Genomic DNA, 12337 nt, shown 5'->3' with positions numbered 1-12337 from the left:
GTTTCACTCGACAGCTCCTACCAACGGTGTAGGAGCAGTAAAGATCCGTAGCAGCTGCCGAGGCACGAGGCTGCGGTGGGCCGCGAAGCGGCCCCTGAGGGTCAGATGGCTTAGCGCCCGCCCATGATCGCGATGTAGTCCTGGGTCCAGCGGCTGTACGGCACGAACTTGCCGCCCTCGGCCTGCGGGGTTTTCCAGAAGGCGATCTTGTCGAACTGGTCGAAGCCGTTGGTCTTGCAACCCTCGGCGCCGAGCAGTTCGCTTTCCTTGCAGGCTGCGGGCACCGCCGGCAGCGAGCCGAACCAGGCGGCGACATCGCCCTGGACTTTCGGCTGCAGCGACCAGTCCATCCACTTGTAGGCGCAATTCGGGTGCTTGGCCTCGCTGTGCAACATGGTGGTGTCGGCCCAGCCGGTGGCGCCTTCCTTGGGAATGGTCGAAGCAATCGGCTGCTTCTCGTTCTGCAGGCCGTTGACCTGATACGGCCAGGCGCTGGAGGCCACCACGCCTTCGTTCTTGAAGTCGCTCATTTGCACGGTGGTGTCATGCCAGTAGCGGTGGATCAACGGCTGCTGCGCGCGCAACAGGTCGAGCACGGCCTTGTACTGGGTTTCGGTCAGTTCATAGGGGCTCTGGATCCCCAGTTCCGGCTGGGTGCTCTTGAGGTACAGCGCCGCATCGGCGATGTAGATCGGACCGTCATAGGCCTGCACGCGACCTTTGTTCGGCTTGCCGTCCGGCAGGTTCTGCGCATCGAACAGCACATTCCAGCTGGTGGGCGCGGTCTTGAACACGGTGGTGTTGTACATCAGCACGTTCGGCCCCCACTGGTACGGGGTGCCGTAGGTCTGCTGGCCCACCACGTACCACGGCGCATCCTTGAGGCGCGGGTCGATGTTCTTCCAGTTGGGGATCAACGCCGTGTTGATTGGTTGCACACGCTTGCCAACGATCAACCGCAGCGACGCATCCCCGGACGCGGTGACCAGGTCATAACCGCCCTTGGCCATCAAACTGACCATTTCGTCAGAGGTGGCGGCGGTTTTCACGTTGACCTTGCAGCCGGTTTCCTTCTCGAAACCTGTGACCCAGTCGTAGGCCTTGTCGCTTTCGCCACGTTCGATATAGCCGGGCCAGGCGACGATATCCAACTGGCCTTCACCAGCGCCCACCGCCTTGAGCGGTTCGGCGGCCTGGATACTGACGCTGGCCAGCAGCGCGGTGGTCAAGGCACTGAGCAGTGCGGTCTTATGCGCAGACATGGGGGTTCCCTCTTCTTTAATTATGGTCGGGGCAGTGTGTGAAGCCGTAACGCATGAGCTTAGTTGTTGTTTTAAAGATGCTGGCCGTGGCGGGCCATGATGTGGCGCACCACGCTGTAGTCCTGTAGCGAATCGCTGGACAGATCTTTCCCATACCCCGAGCGCTTCAAGCCGCCGTGGGGCATTTCGCTGACCAGCATGAAATGGCTGTTGATCCAGGTGCAGCCGTATTGCAGGCGCGCGGCGACCTGCATGGCCTTGTCCAGGTTCTGGGTCCAGACGGAGGAGGCCAGGCCGTATTCGGAATCGTTGGCCCAGTCCACCGCCTGTTCCAGTTCGTCGAAGCGGGTCACGGTGACCACCGGGCCGAACACTTCGCGCTGGACGATTTCATCGTTCTGCTTGCAACCGGCGAGCAGCGTCGGCTGGTAATAGAAGCCGGCCCCGGAATGCACGGCCGCGCCGGTGACCCGCTCGATATGCGGCTGGCCCAGGGCGCGCTCGACAAAGCTGGCCACGCGGTCGCGCTGGCGTGTGCTGATCAGCGGGCCGAGTTCATTATCGGCATCGCGCTTGCCGGCGAAGCGCAGGCTGCTGACGGCTGCGCCCAGCTCGGCGACCAATTTGTCGTGGATGCCCGCCTGGGCATAGATGCGGCACGCCGCGGTGCAGTCCTGGCCGGCGTTGTAGTAACCGTAGGCACGTACGCCTTCGACCACGGCTTGCAGATCGGCGTCGTTGCACACGATCACCGGCGCCTTGCCGCCCAATTCCAGGTGTGTGCGTTTGAGGGTCTTGGAGGCAGCCTGCAGGATTTTCTGGCCGGTGACGATGTCGCCGGTCAGCGAGACCATGCGCACCTTGGGGTGGCTGACCAAATGGCTGCCGACGCCTTCACCGCCACCGCACAGAATGTTGATGACCCCGCGTGGTAACACGTCCTTCAGGACCGGGGCCAATGCGAGGATCGACAGCGGCGTGTGTTCCGACGGCTTGAACACCAAGGTATTACCGGCCGCCAGCGCCGGGGCGATCTTCCACGCGGCCATCATCAGCGGGTAGTTCCACGGCGCAATCGAGGCCACCACGCCAATCGGATCGCGGCGCACCATGCTGGTGTAGCCCGGCAGGTATTCGCCGCTGAGCTGGCCGGTCTGGCAGCGCACGGCGCCGGCGAAGAAGCGGAACACATCGATGGTGGCGCTCAAGTCGTCCTGGCGCGCCAGGTGCAACGGCTTGCCGCAGTTAAGCGATTCCAGGCGGGCCAGATAGTCGGCGTGTTTCTCGATGGCGTCCGCGATGCCCAGCAGGATGTTGGAGCGTTGTTGCGGCGTGGTCCGCGACCAGCCGGCAAAAGCGCGGTGTGCGGCGAGGATCGCACTTTCGACCTGCTCGGTGCTGGCTTCGGCGATCTGGGTGAGCACTTCGCTGGTGGCCGGGTTGAGGATCGGCTCGGCAACGCCCTGGCCCTGGACCAGTTCGCCGTCGATCAGCAACGCAGTGAGCAGCGGGGTTGGCGCGCCGGACATTTTTCGTGATCTCTTTTCTTGTGTGGTCATGGGCGTTCTCTTACAAGGCGCATGACCTTCTCCTATGAATAAACAGAGACTAGAGGCCAGGCGTGAGGTCAACAAATACTAAATACTGAATGCAGCATTCGATTAAATAGATGGCTTGCGCAGGTGTGGTTGTTCCCGCGCAACGGTGAGGAACGGATCCACCAAGGCCGGTCGCGCGGTGCCTCGACGCCAGGCCAGGCCGACGTCCAGGGTCTGGCTGAGGTCGGCAATCGGCCGCGCTTCAATAATGTCGCCCTCCAGGGACCAGGGGCGGTAGGTCATGTCCGGCTGGATCGACACGCCCAGGCCCGCGGCCACCAGGCTGCGCACGGCCTCGGTGGAGGCGGTGCGCAGGGTCACGCGCGGTTGCAGGCCGGCAGCGGCCCACAGGCGCTGGGCGTTATGCCCCATTTCGTCGACGTTCAGCTGAATCAACGGCTCGCTTGCCACGTCGGCGAGGTTGATGCTGTCGTGCTCCAGCAGCGGGTGTTGCGCCGGTAGCCACAGGCGGTGGGGCGAGTGGGTGAGGACTTCGGTCTGCAGGGCGTGGCGGTCTTCCAGGTTGGAGAGGATCAGTACGCCCACATCGATCTCGCCGCTGACCAGCAAATGCTCGATATATGGGCGTTCGTCTTCCATCACGCGGATCTCCACGTTGGGGTAGGCGCGCTGGAAGCGGGTAAGCAAATCCGCCAGGTAGTAGCCGGCGACCAGGCTGGTCACGCCGATGATCAACTGCCCGGCGACCTGGTCGGTGCTCTGTTGCAGGCTGCGCTTGGCATTGTCGACGGTGGCGAGGATCAAGTGCGCCTGGCGCAGGAACTGGTGGCCCTGGTGCGTGAGGGTCATGCCCTTGGCATGGCGGTTGAACAGGGTGACGCCGATTTCCTGCTCCAGTTGCTGGATCGCCAGGGTCAGGGTGGACTGGGAAATGAACGCGGTCTGCGCGGCGGCGGAGATCGAACCGGTCTCGGCCACGGCGATAAAATGCCGGATTTGACGCAAGGTCATCATGCTGGAATTACCAGTGGGGTGTTTTTATAGATTTACCCGAGTGTATATCGATTTAAGCGAAGGGCAGCGGCGTTACATCTGGAAGCACTCTAGATCGCGGCTTTTTGGCACTTAGTTTTACGCTGAGGGCCTATTGGTCCTATGAACCCTAGTGTCTGGAGGCTACGAATGAATACCCGTGGATTGCTCGATCAGTTGCTCAAGTCCGGCCAGGACATGTTGCAGAACAAAACCGGCGGCCAGCGCAAGCAGGACGATAAAGGCGCCCTCGGCGGGCTGCTCGGCGGCGGCGGTCTGGGCAGCCTGCTCGGCGGTGCGGGCGGTGGCGCCCTGGCGGCGGGGGCGATGGGCCTGTTGCTGGGCAACAAGAAGGCGCGCAAGTTTGGCGGCAAGGCCCTGACCTATGGCGGGCTGGCCGCGTTGGGCGTGATTGCCTACAAAGCCTACGGCAACTGGCAGGCCAAGCAGGCCAACGCGCCTCAGGGCGAACCGCAAACCATCGACCGCCTGCCACCGGCCCAGGTCGAGCAGCACAGCCAGGGGATCCTCAAGGCATTGGTCGCCGCCGCCAAGGCCGACGGCCATGTGGATGAGCGTGAACGCGCACTGATCGAAGGTGAATTCACCAAGCTGGACAACGACCGCGAACTGCAAAGCTGGCTGCACGCCGAATTGAACAAGCCGCTGGACCCGGCCGACGTCGCCCGCGCCGCCGGCACCCCGGAAATGGCTGCCGAGATGTACATCGCCAGCGTGATGCTGGTGGACGAGGAGAACTTTATGGAAAAGGCGTATCTGGACGAATTGGCCCGCCAACTCAAGCTCGAGCCGGGCTTGAAGCTGGAACTGGAAAAGCAGGTACGGCTTAACCAATAACCGACGAGTGTACGCAATGTGGGAGGGGGCTTGCCCCGATAGCGGTAGACCAGTTGGAGTATTTGCAGCTGTTCCACCGCAATCGGGGGCAAGCCCCCTCCCACAGGTGTTTTTGCATATATGTCGGCACAACACCAAAACCCATTGATAAATGAGGGCTTCTGCTCAGCTATACTCCCCTCCATTTGAATGGCCCTTCGAGGAAACACTGTGAAGAATTGGACCTTGCGCCAGCGGATTTTGGCGAGCTTTGCGGTCATTATCGCGATCATGCTGCTGATGGTTGTGGTGTCCTACTCACGGTTGCTGAAGATCGAAGCCAGCCAGGAATCGGTGCGTGATGACGCGGTGCCGGGGGTTTACCTCAGTTCGATGATCCGCAGCGCGTGGGTCGACAGCTATTTGCAGACCATCGATATCATTGGCCTGCGCGAGGATAAAACCTTCACCAATAGCGATAAGTCGGATTACAAGGCCTTCGAGGCGCGTATCGAACAGCAGATGGCCAATTACGAAAAAACCGTGCATAGCCAGGCCGATCGCATGGAGTTCGATAACTTCAAGGCCGCCCACATCAATTACAACAAGGTCCTGGCCGAGGTGCTTGAGCGCGTCGAAGCCAATGACCTGCCGGCCGCCCGCGAGCTGCTGGAAGAGCAATTGACGCCGATCTGGACCGAAGGGCGCATGAAGCTCAATGACATCATCACGGAAAACAAGGCCGTGTCCGACAGGGCAACGGCCGCCATTGACGACGCCGTTGCCTCGGCCAAGGTCAGCATGTTCCTGTCGCTGGCCGTGGCCATTCTCGCCGCCGGCCTGTGTGGCCTGCTGCTGATGCGCGCGATCATGGCGCCGATGCAACGCATCGTCGAGATCCTCCAGACCATGCGCACCGGTGACCTGAGCAAACGCTTGAACCTGGAGCGCAAGGACGAGTTCGGTGCGGTGGAAACCGGCTTCAACGACATGATGACCGAGCTCACGGCCCTGGTGTCCCAGGCCCAGCGCTCTTCGGTGCAGGTCACCACCTCGGTCACCGAGATTGCGGCCACCTCCAAGCAGCAACAGGCCACTGCCACTGAAACCGCGGCCACCACCACTGAGATCGGTGCCACTTCACGGGAGATCGCTGCCACTTCCAAGGATCTGGTTCGCACCATGACCGAAGTGTCCACCGCCGCCGACCAGGCCTCGGTGGCCGCCGGTTCCGGCCAGCAAGGCCTGGCGCGCATGGAAGAAACCATGCACTCGGTGATGGGCGCCGCCGACCTGGTGAACGCCAAGCTGGCGATCCTCAATGAGAAGGCCGGCAATATCAACCAGGTGGTGGTGACCATCGTCAAGGTCGCCGACCAGACCAACCTGCTGTCCCTGAATGCCGCCATCGAAGCCGAAAAGGCCGGTGAATATGGGCGCGGTTTTGCCGTGGTGGCCACCGAAGTGCGGCGCCTGGCCGACCAGACCGCCGTGGCCACCTACGACATCGAGCAGATGGTGCGTGAAATCCAGTCAGCGGTTTCGGCGGGCGTGATGGGCATGGACAAGTTCTCCGAAGAAGTCCGTCGAGGCATGTTCGAAGTGCAGCAAGTAGGCGAGCAGCTGTCGCAGATCATCCATCAGGTACAGGCCCTGGCGCCGCGGGTGTTGATGGTCAACGAAGGCATGCAGGCCCAGGCCACCGGCGCCGAGCAGATCAACCATGCCCTGGTGCAACTGGGCGATGCCAGCAGCCAGACGGTGGAGTCCCTGCGCCAGGCCAGCTTTGCCATCGATGAACTGAGCCAGGTTGCGGTGGGTCTGCGCAGCGGCGTGTCGCGTTTCAAAGTCTGATGAGCGACCTTGCGGCTAAACGCGGCGCCGTTCCGGCAGCGAAAAAAGCCTTGTTCCTGGTGTTTCACATCGGCAGCGAACGCTTTGCGCTCAAGGCCACGGAGGTGGCCGAGGTGTTGCCACGCCTGCCGCTCAAGCCTATCGCCCACGCGCCACTGTGGGTGGCGGGCATCTTTGCCCATCGCGGGGCGTTGGTGCCGGTCATCGACCTGAGTGCGCTGACCTTCGGCACAGCGGCCCAGGCGCGTACGAGTACGCGCCTGGTGCTGGTCAATTACCAGCCGCACACCTGGGTCGAATCGCGCTGGCTCGGGCTGATCCTCGAGCAGGCCACGGACACCCTGCGGTGCGACCCGGCCGAATTCCAGCCTTACGGCCTGGATAACCGCCAGGCGCGGTACCTGGGGCCGGTGCGTGAGGATGCCCTGGGCCTGATGCAGTGGATTGGCGTGAATGACGTGCTCACCGATGATGTGCGCGCCCTGTTGTTTTCTGCCGAGCTGAGCCTATGAGCAACGACCCGCGTTTCTTTGCCTTCTTGAAAGAACGTATCGGCCTGGACGTCGCGTCGGTCGGCGAGGCCATCATCGAGCGCGCCGTACGCCAGCGCAGCCAGGCCGTGCAGGCGCAAACGCCAGGGCAGTACTGGCAGCACCTGCAAAGCTCCGAGGACGAGCAACACGCGCTGATCGAAGCCGTGATCGTCCCCGAGACCTGGTTTTTCCGTTACCCCGAATCCTTTGCGACCCTGGCCCGACTGGCGCTTGCACGCCTGGCCGAGATCAAGCAGATGCGCGCCCTGCGCATTCTCAGCCTGCCGTGTTCCACCGGCGAAGAACCCTATTCCATTGCCATGGCCTTGCTGGATGCCGGGCTGGCGCCGCACCAGTTCAAGGTCCTGGGCCTGGATGTCAGCCTGCTGTCGGTGGAGCGCGCCCGGCGTGGGGTGTATGGCAAGAACTCGTTTCGCGGTGGCGATACTGCCTTTCGCGACCGCCACTTCACGGAATACGGCGACGGGTTCCACATCGCCGACCGCGTGCGCGAACAGGTGCGCCTGCAAGTCGGCAACCTGCTCGACCCGACGCTGCTGGCGAACGAGGCGAGCTACGATTTCGTGTTTTGCCGCAACCTGCTGATCTACTTTGACCAGCCGACCCAGAAACAAGTCTTCGATGTGCTCAAGGGCCTGACCCATGTGGACGGCGTGCTGTTTATCGGTCCCGCCGAGGGCAGCTTGCTGGGGCGCCACGGCATGCGCTCGATTGGGGTGCCGCAGTCATTTGCCTTCAGCCGGCATGCCGAACCGGTGAAGCCTGAGCCGGTATTCGTGCCCATGCCGACGCCACCGCGCAGCGCCGCGCCGGTCCCGGTCAAGCCGCGACCGTTCAGCACGGCAAGCACCCAGGCGGGGCCGATCAAGGCGCCGCCCTCCGATGCGGGCACCTTGCTCAGCCGCATCGCCAGCCTGGCCAACGAAGGCAAAAGTGCCGAGGCCCGCGCCGCCTGCGAGCAGTATCTGAACAGTCACCCGCCGGCCGCCCAGGTGTTCTACTGGCTGGGGTTGCTCAGCGACGTGGCCGGCAGCGCCCTGGAAGCCCAGGGGTTTTATCGTAAAGCCTTGTACCTGGAACCCCAGCACCCGCAGGCCTTGATGCACCTGGCCGCCTTGCTCGAGTCCCAGGGCGACAGTGCGGGGGCGCGCCGTTTACAGGCGCGGGCCGCCCGCAGCGAGCGAGCAGACAGTGAGTCCAAACGATGAGTAGCACCGAGGCGCTCAACACCGCAGGCCTGGACCTGACCCTGGCCGACACCCAAGCCATCGACGACTGCTGGAACCGTATCGGTATCCATGGCGACAAGTCGTGCCCGTTGCTTGTGGAGCATATCCACTGCCGTAACTGTTCGGTGTACTCGGCTGCCGCCACGCGCTTGCTGGACCGCTATGCCTTGCAGCAGGAGGACCGTCGTCCGGTGGCGGCTGCCGAGGTTGACGAAAAGATCGTCACCCGCTCGCTGTTGGTGTTCCGCCTCGGCGAGGAATGGCTGGGCATCGCCACCCGCTGCCTGGTGGAGGTGGCGCCGTTGCAACCGATTCACTCGCTGCCGCACCAGCGCTCCCGTGCCTTGCTCGGTGTGGCCAATGTGCGTGGTGCGCTGGTGGCGTGCCTGTCGCTGGTGGAGTTGCTTGGCCTGGAAACAACCCATCAGGGCGCCAGCGGTGGGCGGATCATGCCGCGCATGCTGATCATCGCCGCGCAGGATGGCCCGGTGGTGGTGCCGGTGGACGAAGTGGATGGCATCCATGCCATCGATGAGCGCACCCTGAAGGCGGCGTCGGCCTCGGGTACCCAGGCCAGCGCGCGCTACACCCAGGGTGTGTTGCAGTGGAAAGGCCGTAGCCTGCGGTGGCTGGACGAGGCGCAATTGTTGTCCGCCGTGACCCGGAGCCTCACATGACCCCCGACCAGATGCGCGACGCCTCGCTGCTGGAGCTGTTCAGCCTGGAAGCCGATGCCCAGACCCAGGTGCTGAGCGCGGGCCTGCTGGCCCTGGAGCGCAACCCTACCCAGGCCGACCAGCTTGAAGCCTGCATGCGTGCCGCGCATTCGCTCAAGGGCGCGGCGCGCATCGTCGGGGTGGACGCCGGGGTCAGCGTGGCCCATGTCATGGAGGATTGCCTGGTCAGCGCCCAGGAACGCCGCCTGTACCTGCAACCCGAACATATCGACGCGTTGCTGCAAGGCACCGACTTGCTGATGCGTATCGCCACCCCTGGCAACGATGTCGGCACGGCGGACATCGATGCCTATGTGGCGTTGATGGAGCGCCTGCTGGATCCATCCCAGCCCAGTGCCTACGTCGCGCCGCTGCCCGCTGCGCCTGAGCCCGCCCCGGCGCCGCTCATCGAAGAGCTGCCGCCGGAGCCTGAGCCCGCACCGCACGTCGCCAGTGATCCGCCGCGTCAGGGCCGGCGCATGACTGAAGGTGGCGAACGCGTATTGCGCGTGACCGCCGAGCGCTTGAACAGCCTGTTGGACCTCTCGAGCAAGTCTCTGGTGGAAACCCAGCGGCTCAAGCCCTACCTGGCCAGCATGCAGCGTCTCAAACGGATTCAAAGCCAGAGCGTACGCGCCCTGGATACCCTGGATGGCCAGCTCAAGACCCTGGGTTTGAGCCTCGAAGCCGAGGAAGCCCTGGCCGATACCCGCCGCCTGCTGAGCGAAGCCCAGGCGCTGCTGGCGGAAAAGACCGCCGAGCTGGATGAGTTTGGCTGGCAGGCCGGCCAGCGTGCCCAGGTGCTCTACGACACTGCGCTGGCCTGTCGCATGCGCCCGTTTGCCGACGTGCTGGCCGGTCAGGTGCGCATGGTGCGCGACCTCGGCCGCAGCCTGGGCAAGCAAGTGCGCCTGGAGATCGAGGGAGAAAAGACCCAGGTCGATCGCGACGTGCTGGAAAAGCTCGAAGCGCCACTCACCCATCTATTGCGCAATGCCGTCGACCACGGCATCGAAATGCCCGAGCAACGCCTGCTGGCAGGCAAACCTGCCGAAGGCCTGATCCGCCTGCGCGCGTCCCATCAGGCCGGCCTGCTGGTGCTGGAGCTGAGTGACGACGGCAATGGCGTCGACCTGGAGCGCCTGCGCGGCACCATCGTCGATCGGCATCTTTCAACCTGGGAGACGGCCCTGAACCTGAGTGAAGAGGAACTGCTGACGTTCCTGTTCCTGCCGGGGTTCAGCTTGCGCGACAAGGTCACCGAAGTGTCCGGGCGCGGTGTCGGGCTGGATGCGGTGCAGCATATGGTTCGCCAACTGCGCGGCGCGGTGGTGCTGGAGCAGACGGCAGGACAGGGCAGTCGCTTCCACCTGGAGGTGCCGCTGACCCTGTCGGTGGTGCGCAGCCTGGTGGTGGAAGTCGGCGAGGAAGCCTATGCGTTCCCGCTGGCGCATATCGAGCGCATGTGCGACCTGGCACCCGACGACATTGTGCAGTTGGAAGGCCGCCAGCATTTCTGGCATGAAGGTCGGCATGTGGGCCTGGTCGCCGCCAGCCAGCTGTTGCAGCGCCCATTGGGGCAGAGCAATGACGAAACCTTGAAGGTGGTGGTGATCCGCGAGCGCGATGCGGTTTACGGGATCGCCGTGGAACGCTTTATCGGCGAACGCACCCTGGTGGTGTTGCCGCTGGATGATCGCCTGGGCAAGGTCCAGGATATTTCCGCCGGTGCCTTGCTGGACGACGGCTCGGTGGTATTGATCGTCGATGTGGAAGATATGCTGCGCTCGGTGGACAAGCTGCTCAACACCGGGCGCCTGGAACGCATCGCCCGGCGCAGCCAGCAGGCCACCGAGGCACCGCGCAAGCGGGTACTGGTGGTGGACGACTCGCTCACTGTGCGGGAGTTGCAACGCAAGTTATTGCTCAATCGCGGGTACGAAGTGGCCGTCGCGGTCGACGGCATGGACGGCTGGAACGCCTTGCGCTCCGAAGATTTCGACCTGCTTATCACTGATATCGATATGCCTCGTATGGACGGTATTGAATTGGTCACACTCCTGCGCCGTGACAGTCGCCTGCAATCGTTGCCGGTGATGGTGGTGTCGTACAAAGACCGTGAAGAAGACCGCCGTCGCGGGCTGGACGCTGGGGCGGATTATTATCTGGCCAAGGCCAGCTTCCACGATGACGCGCTGCTGGATGCCGTGGTGGAGCTGATCGGAGGCGCGCGGTCATGAGGATTGCGATCGTCAATGACATGCCCCTGGCCGTGGAGGCCCTGCGCCGTGCCTTGAGCTTCGAGCCCATGCACCAGGTGGTGTGGGTGGCCAGCAATGGCCTGGAGGCGGTGCAGCGCTGCGCCGAATTGACCCCGGACCTGATCCTGATGGACCTGATCATGCCGGTGATGGACGGCGTGGAGGCCACGCGGCAGATCATGGCCGAGACCCCGTGCGCGATCCTGCTGGTGACCGTCGACCGCCAGGCCAATGTGAGCCGGGTGTTCGAAGCCATGGGCCACGGCGCCCTGGATGTGGTGGATACGCCGGCGCTCGGCGTGGGCAACCCCAAGGATGCGGCGGCGCCGTTGCTGCGCAAGATCCTCAACATCGGCTGGCTGATCGGCCAGCGCGGCAGCCGTGTGCGCGCCGAAACCACCCCGGAGCGCAGCACCGGCGAACGCCAGAGCCTGGTGGCGATCGGTTCTTCGGCGGGTGGCCCGGCTGCCCTGGAAACCCTGCTCAAGGGGTTGCCCCGGGACTTTGCCGCCGCCATTGTGCTGGTGCAGCATGTGGATCAGGTCTTCGCCGCCGGCATGGCCGAGTGGCTGAGCAGCGCCTCCGGCCTGCCGGTACGCCTGGCCCGCGAAGGCGAACCGCCGCAAAGCGGAGTGGTGCTGCTGGCCGGCACCAATCACCACATTCGTTTATTGAAGAATGGCACGCTAGCCTATACCGCAGAGCCGGTGAACGAGATTTACCGGCCTTCGATCGACGTGTTTTTCGAAAGCGTGGCCAGCCACTGGAATGGCGATGCCGTCGGCGTACTGCTGACGGGTATGGGGCGTGACGGGGCCCAGGGGCTCAAGCTAATGCGTGAACAAGGTTATTTGACCATCGCCCAGGATCAGCAAAGCTCGGCGGTGTATGGCATGCCCAAAGCGGCGGCGGCGATTGATGCTGCTGTCGAAATTCGCCCACTGGATAGAATTGCGCCCCGATTGCTGGAGGTCTTTGCAAAATGATCATGACCTTCCGCGGTGTTGGCTTGCAGGCAGTAATTCAGGTGACT

General features: G+C 63.5%; 10 protein-coding genes. 7 read left to right on the top strand and 3 right to left on the bottom strand.

Annotated elements, in window-relative coordinates; all coding sequences use genetic code 11:
* Nucleotides 1-110 precede the first annotated feature (110 nt).
* The 3 genes from ydcS to V3W40_RS02175 form a co-directional block, all read right to left on the bottom strand.
* On the bottom strand, nucleotides 111-1262 hold the full coding sequence (gene ydcS / locus V3W40_RS02185; RefSeq protein WP_065926496.1) for a putative ABC transporter substrate-binding protein YdcS: 1152 nt from the start codon (nucleotides 1260-1262) through the stop codon (nucleotides 111-113).
* 71 nt (nucleotides 1263-1333) lie between these two features.
* Entirely contained in the window at nucleotides 1334-2791 is a 1458-nt protein-coding gene (locus V3W40_RS02180) for a gamma-aminobutyraldehyde dehydrogenase (protein ID WP_178084534.1), read from the bottom strand.
* Nucleotides 2792-2923: 132 nt separating this feature from the next.
* Entirely contained in the window at nucleotides 2924-3835 is a 912-nt protein-coding gene (locus tag V3W40_RS02175) for a LysR family transcriptional regulator (RefSeq protein ID WP_330214340.1), read from the bottom strand.
* A 168-nt stretch (nucleotides 3836-4003) separates the two neighbouring features.
* On the opposite strand from V3W40_RS02175, the gene V3W40_RS02170 reads away from it, so the two are divergent.
* From V3W40_RS02170 to V3W40_RS02140, 7 genes are all read left to right on the top strand, one after another.
* Nucleotides 4004-4711 carry a tellurite resistance TerB family protein gene (locus V3W40_RS02170; protein WP_065938734.1) on the top strand — a complete coding sequence of 236 codons (708 nt, stop codon included), beginning with the start codon at nucleotides 4004-4006 and terminating at the stop codon, nucleotides 4709-4711.
* A gap of 189 nt (nucleotides 4712-4900) precedes the next feature.
* Complete coding sequence (locus V3W40_RS02165) at nucleotides 4901-6544, top strand: methyl-accepting chemotaxis protein (protein ID WP_370671268.1); 1644 nt, start codon at nucleotides 4901-4903, stop codon at nucleotides 6542-6544.
* Complete coding sequence (locus V3W40_RS02160) at nucleotides 6544-7056, top strand: chemotaxis protein CheW (protein WP_027604522.1); 513 nt, start codon at nucleotides 6544-6546, stop codon at nucleotides 7054-7056. The genes V3W40_RS02165 and V3W40_RS02160 overlap by 1 nt, the downstream gene beginning before the upstream one ends.
* On the top strand, nucleotides 7053-8306 hold the full coding sequence (locus V3W40_RS02155; RefSeq protein ID WP_330214339.1) for a CheR family methyltransferase: 1254 nt from the start codon (nucleotides 7053-7055) through the stop codon (nucleotides 8304-8306). Before V3W40_RS02160 ends, V3W40_RS02155 begins: the two co-directional genes overlap by 4 nt.
* Nucleotides 8303-9004, top strand: coding sequence for a chemotaxis protein CheW (locus V3W40_RS02150; RefSeq protein WP_330214338.1), 702 nt, complete (start codon nucleotides 8303-8305; stop codon nucleotides 9002-9004). Before V3W40_RS02155 ends, V3W40_RS02150 begins: the two co-directional genes overlap by 4 nt.
* Nucleotides 9001-11283 (top strand): hybrid sensor histidine kinase/response regulator, encoded by a 2283-nt coding sequence (locus V3W40_RS02145; RefSeq protein ID WP_065948858.1) that lies wholly within the window; start codon nucleotides 9001-9003, stop codon nucleotides 11281-11283. The genes V3W40_RS02150 and V3W40_RS02145 overlap by 4 nt, the downstream gene beginning before the upstream one ends.
* Nucleotides 11280-12290 carry a chemotaxis response regulator protein-glutamate methylesterase gene (locus V3W40_RS02140; RefSeq protein ID WP_330214337.1) on the top strand — a complete coding sequence of 337 codons (1011 nt, stop codon included), beginning with the start codon at nucleotides 11280-11282 and terminating at the stop codon, nucleotides 12288-12290. Before V3W40_RS02145 ends, V3W40_RS02140 begins: the two co-directional genes overlap by 4 nt.
* Nucleotides 12291-12337: the final 47 nt, after the last annotated feature.

The organism is Pseudomonas sp. AM8, assembly GCF_036346475.1.
In the GTDB taxonomy this organism is placed as follows: Bacteria; Pseudomonadota; Gammaproteobacteria; order Pseudomonadales; family Pseudomonadaceae; genus Aquipseudomonas; species Aquipseudomonas marginalis.
Note: the sequence above shows the minus strand (reverse complement) of the source record. Positions and strands in the feature narration are given on the sequence as shown.